The following is a 17088-nucleotide window of genomic DNA, read 5'->3' on the forward strand; positions in this document are numbered from 1 at the left end:
CCCCTTTCACGTTTCAATAGGCCGCGCTGCCGCTGCCCGCGGGCAAGGCGCCGTAGGGCAGCCAGATCGTCTTGGTCCGCACGGCGCGCTGCAGGAAGCCCTGCCCCTGCGCCTGCGCGCCGGTCCAGTCGCGTGCAGGCACCGGCCACACGGGCTTGAGGTTCCCCGCAGCCGCCAGATCCACCTGCTCCAGCAGATCCGCGCCCGCCGCGTGCCAGAAGCCCGCGACCTCCTCGTGCGACGCCAGATGCGGGGCAAGATCGGCCACGGGACCGGTCACGATGTTCACCACGCCCGCCGGCAGGTCCGAGGTGTCGAACACCTGGTAGAGGTCCGTCACCGGCAGCGGATCGTCCTGCGAGGGGACGACCACGACCGCGTTGCCCATCGCGATGGCCGGCATGACCAGCGACATGAAGCCCGCCAGCGGCTGCGCGTTCGGGCATGCGATGCCCAGCACGCCCATCGGTTCCGGCAGGACGTTGACCAGGTGTCCCGGCTTGGCCTGCACATTGGCCCCGTCGAACTTGTCGGCCCAAGCGGCATAGTGGAAGGCGCGCGCGATGGCGGCCTCGACCTCGGCCTTGCTGGTGCGGGCGGCGAATTCCTGCGCCCGCGCCGAGAGGTTCTCGGCGATGAAGTACAGGACCTGCGCGCGGGCATGACCGCCCATCCCCGCCCATTTGCCGGCCTTGGTCGCGGCCTCGACGGCGTTGCGGATGTCCTTTCGGCTGCCCAGGGGCGCAAGCCCGCCCGGCACGGCATAGCTTGCCCCGCCATCGGGCCGCTTCTGCGCGCCGCCGATATACATCTTGGCCGTGCGGTCGATCCCCTGCGGCTTGGCCGCATCGGCGGACGTGACCGCGACGGGCGGCTTGGGCGCGACCTCCTTGGCGGATTTCACCGCAGGCGCGGACAGATAGTCCAACATCCCCTGCGCCCCGCCCTCGCGGCCGTAACCGCTTTCGCGATAGCCGCCGAAGGGGGCCGCCGCGTCGAACATGTTCGCGCCGTTGATCCAGATCACCCCGGCCTTGATGCGGGCGGCGATGTCGGTGGCGACGGTCGCGCTCTCGGACCAGACCGATCCGGCAAGGCCATAGCGGGTGTTGTTCGCCAGCTCGACCGCCTCGTCGACGGTGCGGAAGGTCGAGAGCGTCGCGATGGGGCCGAAGATCTCTTCTTGCATGCCGGGGTTCGCGGGGGCGATGGCGCGCAGGTAGCCGGGCGCGACGAAGCAGCCTTCCTGCGGCTGGCCGCCGACCAGTTCGGCGCCCGCCGCCGTGGCGCGCTGGCAGATGGACAGGATGCGCGCCTTCTGCACCGGATCGACGATGGCGCCGATATCGGTGGACTTGTCCAGCGGCGCACCCACGCGCAGCCGCGCCATGCGGTCGCGCAGCAGCCCCTCGAACCGCTCGGCCACGGATTCCGCGACCAGGATGCGCGAACCCGCGCAGCAGACCTGGCCCTGGTTGAACCAGATGCTGTCCACCACGCCCTCGACCGCGGCGTCCAGATCGGCGTCCTCCATCACCACGAAGGGCGACTTGCCGCCCAGTTCAAGCGTCAGCCTGCGACCCGTCCCGGCCAGCGCCGAGGCGATCCCGCGCCCGACCTCGGTCGAGCCGGTGAAGGCGATCTTGTCCACCTCGGCCGCGACCAGCGCGGCACCTGTCGCCCCGTCGCCGGTGACGATGTTCACGACGCCCGCGGGCAGGCCGACCTCCTGGCAGATCTCGGCGAAGGCAAGCGCCGTCAGGGGGGTGTATTCGGCAGGCTTCAGCACCACCGTATTCCCGGCGGCCAGCGCGGGCGCGACCTTCCATGCCAGCATCAGCAGCGGGAAGTTCCACGGGATGATCTGGCCGCAGACGCCCAGGGGCGCATGGTCGGGGAAGCGATCGTCGCGCAGTTCGGCCCAGCCCGCATGGTGATAGAAATGCCGCGCGACCAGCGGGATGTCCCCGTCGCGCGCCTCGCGGATGGGCTTGCCGTTGTCCAGCGTCTCCAGCACCGACAGGAAGCGTTCGCGCTTCTGCACATGCCGCGCGATGGCATAGAGGAACCGCGCGCGTTCCTGGCCCGACAGGTTGGCCCAGGGGCGCTGCGCCTTGCGCGCGGCCTTGACGGCGGCGCCCACGTCATCGGCGGTCCCCTGCGTCACACGGGCCAGCACCTCCCCGGTCGAGGGGTCGCGCGTCTCGAAGACATCGCCCGGCGCGGTGAAGCTGCCGCCGATGAAGTGACCGAAGCTGCCCCGCCGTGCCAGCCAGTCGCGGGCGGCGCTGCTGTCCTCGGTCGAGGGTCCGTATTCCATGCTTTCCATGATCTCGCTCACGCGGCTCATATCTTCCTCAGGCGATGGCAAGGCGATGGGCAGCCGAATAGCGGCCCGTCACGTGATGGCTGATCTGACGCTCGATATCGCCCAGAAGGCTGCTGGCGCCGATGCGGAACAGGTTCGGGGTCAGCCAGTCGCGGCCCAGTTCCTCGTTCATCATCACCTGCCAGCCGATCGCGTCCTTGGCGGTGCGCAGGCCGCCCGCGGGCTTGAAGCCCACGATGTGACCCGTCTGCGCGCGATAGTCGCGGATGGCGCGGACCATGACCAGGCTGACGGGCAGCGTGGCGTTCACGCCCTCCTTGCCGGTCGAGGTCTTGATCCAGTCGGACCCCGCCTGCATGGCGACATGGCTGGCGCGGGCGACGTTTTCGAGCGATTTCAGATCGCCCGTCGCCAGGATCGACTTCATCCGCGCCGGACCGCAAGCCTCGCGCATGGCGCGAAGTTCGTCGTAAAGCGCGGCCCAGTCGCCCCGCAGCACATTGGCGCGGGTGATGACGATGTCGATCTCGTCCGCGCCCTGATCGACGGCATAGCGGATCTCGGCCAGGCGCAGGTCCAGGGGCATCAGCCCCGCCGGAAACCCGGTCGCGACGCTGGCCACCGGAATGGCGGTGCCCTGCAGCGCGCGTTTCGCGGCGGCGACCATCGTGGGATAGACGCAGACCGCGCCCGTGGTCAGCCCCTCGACCCCCAGGGCCGACAGCAGTTCGGGCGCGATGGGCTGGCGGGCCTTGGCGCACAGCCGTGCCACGCGGTCCTCGGTATCGTCGCCTGCCAGCGTCGTCAGGTCGATGCAGCGCACCGCGTTCAGAAGCCAGGCGGCCTGGTGGTCCTTCTTCAGGCTGCGGCGTGCGGGCAGCGTCGCCGCACGGCGTTCCACCGCGGGCGTGTTGATGCGGATATCGGCAAAGCCGTCGGTCCGCAGGTCGGTGCCGGGATTTCCGGTCATGTGCTCTTCCTTCTGAAGCGTTGCAGCCCGGTTTCGCGGAACTGGCCCCACATGCGCCAGACCAGCGCCAGAAGCGCCAGCAGCACGGCGCAGACGATCATCGCCGGCCAGTTCGTCGGGCGCGCATCCGGTCCCGCGACGGAATTGATCGAGATCGCGTTGGGATAGATCGACATCGGCGCCACGCGCCAGCCATAGGCGGTGACATTGACCCAGATCGGATCGGCGCCGGTCGATTGCAGGTTCGTCGCCTCGGCCTGCAGGTTGGCGCTGTCATACTTGAAATAGGGCGGCCAGACCCAGCCCGTATCCTCGTTGCGATAGACGAAGACCTTTCCGTTCGGGCGCACCGTGTCCATGAAGCGCACGTCGCGCTGGCCACGGGCGTTTTCCACCGTGCCGGTGCTGTCGGCGGCCCAGAAGAGGCTGCTGGAGGCCGGGATGTTCGTCAGGCGGTTATAGGTGTTGCTGATCCGCACGACATTCTGCGACGGCAGCGCATAGTCGAGAAACGCGAAGACCAGCACTCCGAACAGGACGCCGATCACGACGCGGGCGTAATACATGTGGGGCACCCCCTTAGTGCCAGTTGACCAGGTAGACGATGACCAGCACCGCCAGGTTCGGCAGGACGAAGACCAGGAATGACAGGCGCGCCCGCAGGCCCTTCTCGAAGCCGGCCATGCCGCGCGCGACGAAGGCATCCTCGCCCGCCGCGCCGCGACCGTGCCTTTCGCGCCAGCGGTCGCGCAGCCTCTCGGCCCGCCGCAGCCGCAGATACAGCCGCAATGCCACGAAGAAAACCGCCTCCAGCGCCAGAAGCACCAGCCACAGCCGGATCACCGCCATTCAGTCCGCCCCTTTCGCCCAAGGCTAGCACGGCGTCGCGGGGATCGGCCAGATGTCGCGTCGCGTCAGGGCGCGCGGCAGGCGGGAAACCCCGCGCGGCAGATGGGCGTTTGCCCCCCAGCATGTCAGCCGAAAGGACCGAAGATGAGCCTGCCCGCACAATCCCGCACCGACCTGACGGCCGAGCTGGACCGCCTTGCGCATCGGCAGAACGACAGCCGCGGCATGCTGATGCAGGGGGTCGAGAACGTGGGCCGGCTGGCCGAGGGTGCCGTCTCGACCCTGGCGGGGCAAAGCCCGCAGATGCTGGAGGGCGCGATGGAGACGGTGTTCCGCAGGCTCTACGACCTTTCGGCCCGAGGAGAGCGGGTCGAGATCCTGCGCAACTCGCCGCTTGGGGCGAACCGGGTGGCGGCGGTCCTCAGCGGCGCAACGGGGGGCTGGTTCGGCATGGCGGGTCTGGTGCCCGACCTGGTGGCGTCCACCACGCTGATCTTCAACACCATCCAGAAGGTCGCGCGGGTGCATGGCTTCGACACCTCGGACCCGGTGATCCGGCTGGAATCGCTGGCCGTCTTCCAACGAGGAGAGCCGGGGACCGATGGCGACGGCACCGCGCAGGCCTTCTTCGCGCACCGGATGCTGGCCAACGGTCAGACCGCCGCCACGCTGCTTCGCCGCTTTGCCGCCGCCGCGAGCAGCCGCATCACCACCAAGCTGGGCGCGCAGACGATCCCGGTCCTGGGCGCAATGACGGGCGCGGCGATCAACTATGCCTATCTCGATTACTACGAACGCGTGGCGCATATCCATTTCCGGCTGCTGCGCCTGGCCGAGGACAACCCCGACATCGATGTCGAGGCCGCCTATGCCGAGGCGCTGCGCCGGGTGGGCAAGCCCGTCCGCGAGGCGCGCTTCCTTCGCCGCGGCAGGGCCTAGAACGGCACGTCGTCCGCGCCGTCCAGCGGCTGGACATAGGACGCCTTGATCGTCTTGAAGCCGGTGTTGAACTGGACGGTCAGCGTATCCTCGGCGATGCCCATGATCTGCCCCTCGCCGAACTTGGCGTGGCGCACGCGGTCGCCCACGGTGAACCGCGTCGCGGGGGCCGCGTCGATGGTGACGGGCGTGCGGCCCACGGGGGCCTTGCGTTCGTTCGCGCGCGCCTGCATCCGCCGCCAGCCGGGGCTGTTGTAGACATCCGCCTTGGCCGCGCGTTCCTGCATCTGCACGCCGCCCGCCATGGCCATCGCGGCCCCGTATCCGCCGCCATAGAGCCCCGGCGGGGTCAGCACCTCGACATGTTCCTCGGGCAGTTCGTCCACGAAGCGCGACGGCATGCTGGATTGCCACTGACCGTACAGCCTGCGGTTCCCCGCGAAGCTGATCGTGGCCAGCCGCTCGGCCCGCGTGATGCCGACATAGGCAAGACGACGCTCTTCCTCGAGGCCCTTGTTGCCCTGTTCGTCCATGGCGCGCTGGTTGGGGAATAGCCCTTCCTCCCACCCGGGCAGAAAGACGACGGGGAATTCCAGGCCCTTGGCGGCGTGAAGGGTCATGATGCTGACCTCTTCGGTATTCTCGCCATCGTCGCGATCCATGACCAGCGAGACGTGCTCCAGGAACCCCTGCAGGTTCTCGAATTCCTCCAGCGCCTTGACCAGTTCCTTGAGGTTGTCGAGGCGACCCGGCGCGTCGGGCGACTTGTCGTTCTGCCACATCGCAGTATAGCCGCTTTCGTCCAGCAGACGCTCGGCGATCTGGATGTGATCGCCGCCCGATTGCACCGACAGATGCGCGCCGGTCATCAGGCCCACGAATTCGCGCAGGTTCGCCCCGCCCTTGCCGCCAAGATGCTTTTCCTCGACCGCAAGGCGCGCGGCGTCCAGCAGGGTCAGCCCGTGTTCGCGCGCAAGGCCCTGGATCGTCTTGACCGCCTTGTCGCCCAGGCCCCGCTTGGGCGTGTTCACCACACGCTCGAACGCCAGATCGTCCTCGGGGCTGACGGCCAGCCGGAAATAGGCCATCGCGTCGCGGATCTCCTGGCGTTCATAGAAGCGCGGGCCGCCGATCACGCGATAGGGCAGACCGATCGTCATGAAGCGGTCCTCGAAGGCGCGCATCTGGTGGCTGGCGCGCACCAGGATCGCCATCTCGTTCAGGCTGACCGGCCCGATGGCGGCGCGATGGCCGCCCTGGAAGGTCTCGATCTCCTCTCCGATCCAGCGGGCCTCGGCCTCGCTGTCCCAATGGCCGATCAGGCGCACCTTCTCGCCTGCGGGGGCGTCGGTCCACAGCGTCTTGCCCAGGCGGCCCTGGTTCGACGCGATCAGCCCCGACGCCGCCGCAAGGATCTCGGGGGTCGAGCGATAGTTCTGTTCCAGCCGGACGACCTGTGCGCCGGGGAAATCCTTCTCGAACCGCAGGATGTTGCCCACCTCGGCCCCGCGCCAGCCATAGATCGACTGGTCGTCGTCGCCCACGCAGCAGATGTTCCGATGCGCCTGCGCGAGCAGCCGCAGCCACATGTATTGCGCGACGTTCGTGTCCTGGTATTCGTCCACCAGGATGAAGCGGAAGCGGTCCTGCCATTGCCGCAGCACGTCGGGATGCGCCTGGAACAGCGTCACGCAATGCATCAGCAGATCGCCGAAATCGACCGCGTTCAGCGTCAGCAGGCGGTCCTGATAGGCGGCATAGAGCTTGCCCCCATGACCGTCGAAGGCCGACCCTTCGCCGCGCGGCAGGTTGCCGGGCGTCAGGCAGCGGTTCTTCCAGCCGTCGATCAGATGGGCCAGCTGCCGTGCGGGCCAGCGCTTCTCGTCGATATTCTCGGCTTGGATCAGCTGCTTCAGCAGGCGGATCTGGTCGTCCGTATCCAGGATGGTGAAGCTGGGCTTCAGGTGCAGCTGCCCGTTGCCGATCAGCTCGGCATGGCGGCGCAGGATCTTGACGCTGATGCTGTGGAAGGTGCCCAGCCAGGGCATGCCCTCGACCGTCTCGCCCAGAAGGCGGGCGATGCGGTTCTTCATCTCTCGCGCGGCCTTGTTGGTGAAGGTCACGGCAAGGACCTGCCCCGGACGCGCAAGGCCCAGGGTCAGCAGATGCGCGATCCGCGTGGTCAGCGCGCGGGTCTTGCCGGTGCCCGCGCCCGCCAGCATCAGGACCGGCCCCTCCAGCGTTTCCACGGCGGCGCGCTGCGCGGCGTTCAGCCCGTCCAGATAGGGCGATGGCCGCGCGGCCATCGCGCGGCGCGACAGGGGGACGTTCGCCCCGTTCTCGGAATCGTCGATCAGGTCCATGCCCCCAACATAGGGGCCGCGGCGGCGTATGGAAAGCGCCGCGTTCCCTTTGTGTTCACGCCTTCAGCGCGGCAAAGGTGCTGGGGTCCAGCGATTGCTGCTCGAATGTGGGGCCGCTGGTCATCAGGCTGACCGCGTCATGCGAATGCAGCGATTCCTGGTGGCTGGCCAGCACGCGGAAATCGCCGATGCGCGGGTCGGCCATCAGCGGCTGGGCAAAGGCGCGGACCGCATCCTCGACGAAGATCGGGTTGGCGGCGTTCAGTTCCGCGAAGGCCTGCTCGTCCTCGCGCTTGACCATGACCTGCGTCTCGGTCGGGACGGCGCGGCGGCACATGTCGATCACGTCCTCGAACCACAGGCGGTCCGGGCCCTCCATCACCACCGAGATCCGCGCGACAGAGCGCTGCGAATGCGGCGTCGCCAGCCGCCCGCGCGATTCACGCGCATGTTCGGACAGTTCCAGCGAACAGGGGCAGGTCGAGCTGTAGACGTAGTCCACATGCATCACCCGCAGCCTGCGGCCCGCCTGCTCGATCACCTCGAGCGTCAGGTCGTAATACTGCCAGCCCGACAGGCCCGAGCGCAGCGACGCGACCCGCATGGGATAGCTGAAGCGCATCTGGATCCGCGCGTCCAGCGCGTCCAGGTCGGACTTGTAGTCGTCCAGCGCGGCTTCCAGCACCGAGAGGCTGAAGCTGGTTTCCGAATGGCCGTAGAAGGATCGCATGATGCGGGACATGTTGATGCCCTTGCGATCCGCCTCGAGGCTGACGGTGCCGGTGACGCTGGTTTCCAACCGGATCTCGCCGCCATCGCGGGTCAGGTAGGTGATCGGCAGCCGGAAGTTTGAGATGCCGACATGCTGGATCGGACGGCGCGCGCCGACGATCAGGCTGGCCGGACCGTTCTGCAGGTCCGGCAGGCTGTCCTTGTAATCCTGGTCCACGGCGAAATCCGCATCATAATCGCGGATCAGCGCCGGATAGGCGGGCGTCATGGGTCGGGCGTCGGTCATCGGGGCCTCCGGTACTCTGGCCCTGCATATAGGACGATTGCCGCCAAATCACAGCCCCGATCTGGAAAACCCGACCCTAGTTCAGCGCCTGCGTCAGGTCGTCGATCAGATCCTGGGCATCCTCCAGCCCGATCGACAGGCGCAGCAGGCCGGGCGTGATGCCCAGATGCGCGCGCTGGTCCTCGGGCAGGCGCTGGTGGGTGGTCGTGGCCGGATGGGTCACGATGGATTTCGCATCGCCCAGGTTGTTCGAGATCTTGAAGATCCGCAGCCGGTCCAGCGCGGCGAAGGCTGCGTCCTTGCCGCCCGCCAGTTCGACCGCGATCATGGTGCCGCCCGACCCCATCTGGGCCATCGCCAGGTCGTGCTGCGGGTGATCGGCCAGGCCGGGATAGATCACGCGGGCCAGCGCCTTGTGCCCCTTCAGCGCCTTGGCGATGGCTGCGGCCGCATCGGCCTGCGCGCGGACCCGCAGGTCCATCGTCGTCAGGCCGTTCAGCATCAGCCAGGAATGGAACGGGCTGATCGCGCCGCCGGTATGCTTCAGATAGGGCTCGGCCACCTCGCGGACGAACTTGCGCGTGCCGCAGATGACGCCGGCCAGCGCACGTCCGCCCCCGTCGATATGCTTGGTCGCGGAATAGACGACGACATCGGCCCCCATCTCGACCGCCCGCGAGAAGACCGGCGTGGCGAAGACGTTGTCCACGACCACGGTTGCGCCGACGGCATGGGCCAGCTCGGACACGGCCCGCATGTCGATCACCTCCAGCGTGGGGTTCGACACGCTTTCGAAGAAGACGGCGGTGGTGGCGGGGGTGATCGCCGCGCGCCACTGGTCCATGTCGGTCCCGTCGACATAGGCCACCTCGACCCCGAACTTGGCCAGCAGGTCCAGGACGTACAGGCAGGACCCGAACAGCGCGCGCGCCGCGACCACGCGGTCGCCCGGCTTCAGCATCGAGAACAGCGCCCCGTTCACCGCGGCCATGCCGCTGGCGGTCGCGAAGGCGTCCTCGGTCCCCTCCAGCGCGGCGATGCGGTCCTCGAACATGCGGCTGGTCGGGTTGCCATAGCGGGCATAGATGAACTCGTCCGGGCCGGTGCCCTCGAAGCGGGCCTCGGCCTGGGCGGCGCTGTCATAGACGAAGCCCTGCGTCAGGAAGATCGCCTCGGCCATCTCGCCATACTGGCTGCGGCGGGTGCCGTGATGGACGGCCTCGGTGCGCGGGTGAAGCTTCTTGTCGGGCGAATTGGTCATGGGACGGCCTTTCCAGTGCTTGCAAAGCGGCCTAGTCCCAAAGCCCGGTTCAGGCAAGCCCCCGAGGGGCGTTCCGCCACGCGGAACGGTGTCGCGCAAACCCCGTCGAATTCGCGGCAATATGTGCAGATGTTGCCGCGAAACCTGTCCCAATGGGCAGTTGGGGGGGCTACCTTTACAGTGTAATACTGCCTTTGCGGACAGGCGGCATCGGCGCGGCGGGTCCGTATCCAGGGGGCGATGGTTGCTTGTTATCCGTTCGCTTGTTCTGCCCCCTGCCCCCATGAATTGACCCCATGCCCCGGTCGGGGCGGGTCGGCAGTCAGCACAGTTCAAGATTTCCGGGCCCTCGGACCCGACAGTATCCGGTTCACCATGACGCGTGCCGTGGTGTCCGTTCAACGATTGCAAGGTGACCGGTCGCGCCGGGGGCACAGTCCCCCGGCGCAGCCATTTCACAGATAATCGCTGCGCTGCAGGCCGTATTTCGCCATCTTCTCGTTCAGGGTCCGGCGCGGCAGGCACAGCTCGTCCATCACGCTGGCGATGCTGCCCTTGTGGCGGCGCATGGTGTTGTCGATCAGCATCTTCTCGAAGCTCTCGACATATTCCTTCAGCGGCTTGCCCTCGGTGGTGGTGGCTTCCTGCGTCTCCTCGCCATCGGCCATCAGCAGCGATGCGATGCTGCCCGACCCGCGACGGTTCTGCAGGACCGCGCGTTCGGCCACGTTGATCAGCTGGCGCACATTGCCGGGCCAGGGGGCCTGCAGCAGCTGCGCGGCCTCCTGGGCGCTGACCTGCGGCGGCTCGCAGCCGTATTCCTCCGAGAACTGCTCGGACATGCGGGTGAACAGCTGCAGGATATCCTCGCCCCGGGCACGCAGCGGCGGCAGGGTGATCTTCAGCGCCGACAGGCGATAGAACAGGTCGGGGCGCAGCGAATCCTCGGCGCGGCGACCCTCGCCCCGCGCGTTCGAGATGGCGATGATCCGCGTCTCGGCGGGCGTGCCCTGATCGGCGATGAAGGCCAGAAGCCGCGCCTGCAGCCCCTCGGACAGCGCCTCGATATCCTCGAGGCAGAGCGTGCCGCCGCGCGCCTCCTCGACCGCCGGAAGCCCGTCTTCCAGCGGGCCGAACAGCTTCGAGGACAGCGACTCGTCGTTATAGGCCGCGCAGGACACGGGCACGAAGCGCTTGGACGCGCGCGGACCGACCGCGTGCAGCGCATGGGCCACCAGCGTCTTGCCGGTGCCGGTCTCGCCGTCGATCAGCACGTGGCCGTCGGCCTGGCCCAGGTCCAGGATGTCCTCGCGCAGGCGCTCCATCACGGGGCTGGATCCGATCAGCTTGGACATGACCTGCTGGCCCTCGGACAGGTCGCGGCGCAGGGCGCGGTTGTCCAGCGTCATGCGGCGGGCCTGCGTGGCCTTCTTGGCCAGCTGGGTCATGCGGTCGGGGTTGAAGGGCTTCTCCATGAAGTCCATCGCGCCGATGCGCATGGCCTCGACCGCCATGGGCACGTCGCCATGGCCGGTGATCATGATGACCGGCAGGCTGCTGTCCACCGCCATCAGGCGGCGCAGGAAGGCCATGCCGTCCATCCCGGGCATGCGGATGTCGGTGACCACGACGCCCGGCCAGTCCGGCCCGATCACCTTCAGCGCATCCTCGGCCGAGGCGAAGGCCTCGGTCTCGAACCCGGACAGCACCAGCCACTGGCTGATGGATTCCCGCATGTCGGGCTCGTCATCCACGATCGCGATCTTCAGTTTGCGGGACATCGCAATTCCTCTCTCGTTACATCACTCGGCCGCAAGGGCCTGGCGCGGCTCGCCCGGACGATAGAGCGGCAGCTCCACCTCGAAGACGGCCCCGCCATCGGTTTCGTTATGTGCGGTCAGACGCCCGCCGAAATCGGCCACGATGGTGGATGATATGGCAAGACCCAGCCCGGTGCCCTCGCCGGGCTTCTTCGTCGTCCAGAAGGGTTCAAACAGCTTTTCCAGGTCCGAGATACCCGGCCCGTTATCGCGGACGGACACATGGGCGTGAGCGCCGGCCTCGACCGTGATCTCGATGCGGGCGTCGCGGGTGTCGCGCAGGGCGTCGATCGCGTTGCGCATCAGGTTGATCAGCACCTGTTCCAGCCGGATGCGGTCGGCCAGCACCATCACCTTCTCGCGCGGGACGTTGCGGGCGATGCGGATGGGACGGGCGCGCAGCTGCGGCTCCATCATGGTCAGGGCGCTGCTGACGGCGGCGCGCAGGTCCACGGGCTCGACCGCCTCGCCGCCCTTGCGGGCATAGGATTTCAGCTGCCGCGTGATCGCGCCCATGCGGTCGATCAGGTCGTCGATCCGCTGGAAGCTGGACAGAGCCTCTTCGGGGCGGGACCGCTGCAGCAGCAGACGCGCGCCTGCAAGATAGGTCTTCATCGCGGCCAGGGGCTGGTTCAGCTCGTGGCTGACACCTGCCGACATCTCGCCCAATGCGGCCAGCTTCGAGGATTGCTGGACGGTCTGCTCGGCCACGCGCAGTTCCTTCTGGACGCGTTCGCGTTCGGCGATCTCTCGGGTCAGGCGGGCGTTCAGAGCGCGAAGATCCGCGGATTCGCGCATATAGGCGACCGACTGGCGGCGGGCGCGGCGCGACAGCAGCCAGAAGGTGCCCGCCAGCAGGATCGCGAAGCCCATGATCTCCAGCGCGAGGATCGCGTTCACCCGTTCCCGCACGCTGCTGTAGGCCGTGAAGCTGATCATGCGCCAGCCGCGGAAGGGCACGCGCGCCTCGGCCCGCATCACGGCGCGGCCCTGGACATAGGCGTCGGCCGGGGTCGAGGTCCAGTCGGCCGTCACCTGGAACGCCCGCTGAATCGCGGATGGCGCCGAACGCACCGACAGCGCCTCGGCCATGGTCAGCCCGCGCCAGCGCGGCTCGGTCGCAAGGATGATGTTGCCTTCGCTGTCGGTCACCGCCACCGCGTCGGAAATGCTGGCCCAGGACCGTTCCAGCCGCGTCAGGTCCGCGCCCACGACGATCACCCCCAGCGTCTTGCCATCGGCAAGGACCGCGCGGCTGTATGCGAATTCGAAGGCGCCGGATGCCTGTTCCGAGACGGTGAAGACGGTATCGCGCGACCGCAGCGCCTCGACGAAGAAGGGCGCGGTGCCGCTGCCCATCCCGATCTGGTAGCGGTCGGTCGACCCCACGACGCGGCCCGTCGCGTCCAGAAGCCGGATCGAGGCGGCCCCGATCTCCTTCTGGGCCGCCATCAGCCGCGCCGAGGTGGTCGAGAAGTCGTTCCCGTCCAGCGCCCCGATCAGCGCGGGATCGCGCGCCAACAGAAGCGGCACGACCGAATTACGCTGCAGTTCCGACATCAGGTTGCCGGAATACAGCGCCAGCCGCAGTTCCGACCGCACCCGCGTCGTTTCCGAGAAACGCTCGGTCAGCCAGGCATTGGTGATCCAGACCGAGGCCAGCGCCGCAAGGAAGATCCCGGCCACGCTGGCACGCAGCCACCACGGGCTGACCAGCCGCTGCGGGCGGGCACGCCGCGTCGCGGCGGCATCTTCGGTATCGTCTTCGCTGGCCAAATGGCGCTCCGTCCCCTCCGGATCGACTGACGCAATCTACGGCGAAGGGGCGCGTCGCTCAAGTCAGGCGTTGGCAAGCGCACCCACGACGCCCCGGAACAGGGCCTCGCCGTCGGTGCCGCCGACCGCCGGATCGGCGGCGCGTTCGGGATGGGGCATCATGCCCAGCACGCGGCGGTTCTCGGACAGGACGCCCGCGATATCCGCGACCGAGCCGTTGATCGCCGGCGCATAGGTGAAGGCGATGCGGTCCTGGTCGCGCAGCGCGGCCAGCCCCTCGGCGTCGATCTGGTAGTTGCCGTCGTGATGGGCGACCGGCACCGTGATCTTCGCGCCCTTGGCATAGCCGCCGGTAAAGGCGCTGTCGGCGGTCTCGACGTTCAGGACGGCGGGCTTGCACAGGAAGGTCAGCCCGCTGTTGCGCATCAGCGCGCCCGGCAGCAGCTTCAGCTCGGTCAGGACCTGGAAGCCGTTGCAGATGCCCAGCACGAAGCCGCCGCGTTCGGCATGTGCGCGGATCGCCGACGCGATGGGCGATTGCGACGCGATGGCCCCGCAGCGCAGATAGTCGCCATAGGAGAAGCCGCCCGGCACGCCGACAAGATCCGTGCCCGCGGGCAGTTCGGCATCCTTGTGCCAGACGCGCGTCACTTCGGCGCCCGCGCGCTCCAGCGCGACGACAAGGTCGCGATCGCAGTTGGATCCGGGGAAGGTGACGACGGCGGCTTTCATCGCAATGCTCCTGCAGGGGGATTGGCAGCGCCATAGCGCAAGACGGGGATCGAAGAAAGGGGCGTGGTCGAGGAATGCCCGCTTAATGCGAAAAGGGCCGGGATTTCCCCCGGCCCTTCGCATGGCTGCCGATCAGGACAGCGCCTTGTTCAGGTACTGGTCGACCTTTTCCAGGAAGCCCATCGTGGTCAGCCAGCTCTGGTCCGGGCCGACCAGCAGCGCCAGATCCTTGGTCATGTGGCCATCCTCGACGCATTGCACGGTGACGCGCTCCAGCGTCTTGGCAAAGGTCATCAGCGCGTCGTTGCCGTCCAGCTTGGCGCGGTGCTTCAGGCCGCCCGTCCAGGCGAAGATCGACGCGATCGAGTTGGTCGAGGTCGCGTTGCCCTTCTGGTGTTCGCGGTAGTGGCGCGTGACGGTGCCGTGCGCCGCTTCGGATTCCACGATCTGCCCGTCCGGCGTCATCAGCACCGAGGTCATCAGCCCGAGGCTGCCGAAGCCCTGCGCGACGGTGTCCGACTGCACGTCGCCGTCATAGTTCTTGCAGGCCCAGACATAGCCGCCCGACCATTTCAGCGCCGAGGCGACCATGTCGTCGATCAGGCGGTGTTCGTAATGGATGCCGGCGGCCTTGAACTTGTCCTCGAACTCGGCCTCGTAGACTTCCTGGAACAGGTCCTTGAAGCGGCCGTCATAGGCCTTGAGGATGGTGTTCTTGGTCGACAGATAGACCGGCACGCCGCGGTTCAGGCCATAGTTCAACGAGGCACGCGCGAAGTCGCGGATCGAATCGTCGAGGTTGTACATCGCCATCGCGATGCCGGCGGCGGGGGCGTCGAAGACCTCGTGCTCGATCTCCTGGCCGTCATCGCCGACGAACTTGATCGACAGCTTGCCCTTGCCGGGGAACTTGAAGTCGGTCGCGCGGTACTGGTCGCCATAGGCGTGGCGGCCAACGATGATCGGCTGCGTCCAGCCCGGCACCAGGCGCGGGACGTTCTTGCAGATGATCGGCTCGCGGAAGATCACGCCGCCCAGGATGTTGCGGATCGTGCCGTTGGGGCTGCGCCACATCTTCTTCAGGCCGAATTCCTCGACCCGCGCCTCGTCGGGGGTGATCGTCGCGCATTTGACGCCGACGCCGTATTTCTTGATCGCCTCGGCCGCATCGACGGTGATCTGGTCCTCGGTGCGGTCGCGCTCCTCGATGCCCAGGTCGTAGTATTTCAGGTCGATGTCCAGATAGGGCAGGATCAGCTTCTGCTTGATGAAATCCCAGATGATCCGGGTCATCTCGTCGCCGTCGAGTTCGACGACGGGATTGTCCACCTTGATCTTCGACATGGGGGTCCCCCTCGGGTTCGGGAATGGTCAGGATGCGCGCTGGATACCCCAATCCACCCCCGATGGGAAGTCGGTATGCCATTGCATGCCGGAACGCCTGTCCCTTCGACATGTGACGCTGCGTCGGAACTATACAGTTTGGCTAAACCTATCCGAAGAGATAGATAGCGCGCGACCTAATAGACCATTAGCTACTGCCACTCGTAGTACCCGGAGTGTGTGAGTATGCCTGACGTGACATGGATGTGGTTCGGTAACGGATCGCAGATCAACACCAACAGCTCGACCCCTGCAACGCAGGCGAATGCGGACAGCATCGAAGGCTATACCGCGGTCGGAAAATCCCAGATCCAACCCGTCACGCTGTCCGGCACCACCCGCGGCATCTTCGTGAATAACACCGGCGTCCGGGCGTTCGCGACGACCTATAACGATCACCCGTACGGGCCGTCGAACTTCACCTATGTCTCGCCGTCGACCGGCAACGCCGTGACGCAGCAGATCACCGGCTTCCTGCGGGTGGACTATCTGCTGACCGCGCCGGACGGTTCAACAGACACGCAGGAAGGCGTTCTGATCCAGATGCGGAACGGGGACATGTTCTTCCGCCCATCGTTCTCGGACCTGCGCGACTGGGACAACATCACGCAGTTGAACTCGGTGCAGATCACCAATGCGGACCCGCTACCGGTTCGCACCTATGCCGCGAACATCTCCTACAACCCGAGCATCTTCGACCTCGAGGTGATCTGCTTTGCCGCGGGCACGCTGATCCGCACGGCCACGGGCGAAACCCGGGTCGAGGATCTGGCCGAGGGCGACCTGGTCTGGACCCGCGACAACGGCCTGCAGCCGCTGCGCTGGATCGGCCGCCGGACGCTGGATGCCGCCACGCTGCGCATGGACCCGCGCCTGCGCCCGATCCGCATCGCGGCGGGTGCCCTGGGGGACCAGCAGCCCGCGCAGGACCTGGTCGTGTCGCCGCAGCACCGCGTGCTGATCCGCTCGGCCATCGCGCGTCGCATGTTCGGCACGGACGAGATCCTGGCCCCCGCCAAGCACCTGACCGGCGTCCCGGGCATCGAGATCGTCGCGGACGACCAGCCCGTCACCTATTGCCACATCATGTTCGACGCCCACGAGGTGGTGATGTCGAACGGTGCGCTGACGGAATCGCTCTATCCCGGGCCGCAGGCGATCAAGGCGCTCGGCGCCGCCGCCATCGCCGAGATCGAGGCGATCTTCCCCGGCATCATGGACGAGAACGCCCCCATGCTCGTCGCCGCACGCCAGCTGGAGCGGGGCGCCAAGCTGCGCCGCATGGTCGAGCGTCATACCGAGAAGGCCCGCCCCTTGGTTTCCTGACGACGTTGTTGCATTACCCTGGCTTTAGGCTCCAGACTCATTGATGGTCACAGCCAGAACATGACGGTGGCAGCGAGAGCGACGGCGGAGAGGAAGACCTTTGGGCATCTATCGTAACGTGTCGCTACTCGCCGCCAGTCCTTCAACCTACCGAACATGATCTCTATGCGGTTGCGTCGTCTGTAGCGTCGCTTGTCGTATTTGACGGGCTTGCCGCGGGACTTCCGGCCCGGGATGCAGGGCCTGATCCCCTTGTCTTTCAGGGCGTCGCGGAACCAATCCGCATCATAGCCTCGGTCGGCGAGCAGCCAGTCCGCCCGAG

General features: G+C 67.3%; 14 protein-coding genes. 2 read left to right on the forward strand and 12 right to left on the reverse strand.

Annotated elements, in window-relative coordinates:
• Positions 1-13: 13 nt before the first annotated feature.
• Genes F804_RS0110760 through F804_RS0110775 form a run of 4 tightly spaced genes read right to left on the reverse strand, consistent with a single transcriptional unit; the run spans position 14 to position 4148 of the window.
• The gene (locus tag F804_RS0110760) at positions 14-2350 is read right to left on the reverse strand and encodes an aldehyde dehydrogenase family protein (RefSeq protein WP_022707756.1); all 2337 of its coding nucleotides are present in this window, start codon (positions 2348-2350) and stop codon (positions 14-16) included.
• 7 nt (positions 2351-2357) lie between these two features.
• Positions 2358-3299 (reverse strand): deoxyribose-phosphate aldolase, encoded by a 942-nt coding sequence (gene deoC / locus F804_RS0110765; protein WP_022707757.1) that lies wholly within the window; start codon positions 3297-3299, stop codon positions 2358-2360.
• Positions 3296-3865, reverse strand: a complete 570-nt coding sequence (locus F804_RS16260) for a DUF1523 family protein (protein ID WP_022707758.1) — start codon at positions 3863-3865, stop codon at positions 3296-3298. Before F804_RS16260 ends, deoC begins: the two co-directional genes overlap by 4 nt.
• Positions 3866-3878: 13 nt before the next feature.
• Positions 3879-4148 carry a hypothetical protein gene (locus F804_RS0110775; RefSeq protein WP_022707759.1) on the reverse strand — a complete coding sequence of 90 codons (270 nt, stop codon included), beginning with the start codon at positions 4146-4148 and terminating at the stop codon, positions 3879-3881.
• Positions 4149-4292: 144 nt separating this feature from the next.
• Here F804_RS0110775 and F804_RS16975 point away from each other — a divergent pair, with 144 nt between their 5' ends.
• Entirely contained in the window at positions 4293-5087 is a 795-nt protein-coding gene (locus F804_RS16975) for an EcsC family protein (protein ID WP_022707760.1), read from the forward strand.
• Here the strand turns inward: F804_RS16975 and F804_RS0110785 are convergent.
• The 7 genes from F804_RS0110785 to F804_RS0110815 form a co-directional block, all read right to left on the reverse strand.
• On the reverse strand, positions 5084-7450 hold the full coding sequence (locus tag F804_RS0110785) for a UvrD-helicase domain-containing protein (protein ID WP_022707761.1): 2367 nt from the start codon (positions 7448-7450) through the stop codon (positions 5084-5086). The two genes, F804_RS16975 and F804_RS0110785, sit on opposite strands and share 4 nt — an antisense overlap.
• A 55-nt stretch (positions 7451-7505) precedes the next feature.
• Complete coding sequence (gene folE2 / locus F804_RS0110790) at positions 7506-8468, reverse strand: GTP cyclohydrolase FolE2 (RefSeq protein ID WP_022707762.1); 963 nt, start codon at positions 8466-8468, stop codon at positions 7506-7508.
• Between the two features lie 76 nt (positions 8469-8544).
• Positions 8545-9729, reverse strand: coding sequence for an O-succinylhomoserine sulfhydrylase (gene metZ, locus F804_RS0110795; protein ID WP_022707763.1), 1185 nt, complete (start codon positions 9727-9729; stop codon positions 8545-8547).
• 455 nt (positions 9730-10184) lie between these two features.
• Entirely contained in the window at positions 10185-11510 is a 1326-nt protein-coding gene (locus F804_RS0110800) for a sigma-54-dependent transcriptional regulator (protein ID WP_022707764.1), read from the reverse strand.
• Positions 11511-11531: 21 nt separating this feature from the next.
• Entirely contained in the window at positions 11532-13247 is a 1716-nt protein-coding gene (locus tag F804_RS0110805; protein WP_040595983.1) for a sensor histidine kinase, read from the reverse strand.
• Between the two features lie 141 nt (positions 13248-13388).
• Complete coding sequence (gene purQ / locus F804_RS0110810) at positions 13389-14057, reverse strand: phosphoribosylformylglycinamidine synthase subunit PurQ (RefSeq protein WP_022707766.1); 669 nt, start codon at positions 14055-14057, stop codon at positions 13389-13391.
• Between the two features lie 132 nt (positions 14058-14189).
• Positions 14190-15401, reverse strand: coding sequence for an NADP-dependent isocitrate dehydrogenase (locus F804_RS0110815; protein WP_022707767.1), 1212 nt, complete (start codon positions 15399-15401; stop codon positions 14190-14192).
• A gap of 243 nt (positions 15402-15644) precedes the next feature.
• Between F804_RS0110815 and F804_RS16270 the strand changes: the two genes are divergently transcribed.
• Complete coding sequence (locus tag F804_RS16270; RefSeq protein WP_022707768.1) at positions 15645-16766, forward strand: Hint domain-containing protein; 1122 nt, start codon at positions 15645-15647, stop codon at positions 16764-16766.
• 47 nt (positions 16767-16813) lie between these two features.
• Here F804_RS16270 and F804_RS0110825 read toward each other — a convergent pair.
• The coding region (locus tag F804_RS0110825) for an IS5/IS1182 family transposase (RefSeq protein WP_022707769.1) at positions 16814-17088 on the reverse strand (275 nt) is incomplete at its 5' end.

Source organism: Paracoccus zeaxanthinifaciens ATCC 21588 (assembly GCF_000420145.1).
Classification (GTDB): Bacteria; Pseudomonadota; Alphaproteobacteria; order Rhodobacterales; family Rhodobacteraceae; genus Paracoccus; species Paracoccus zeaxanthinifaciens.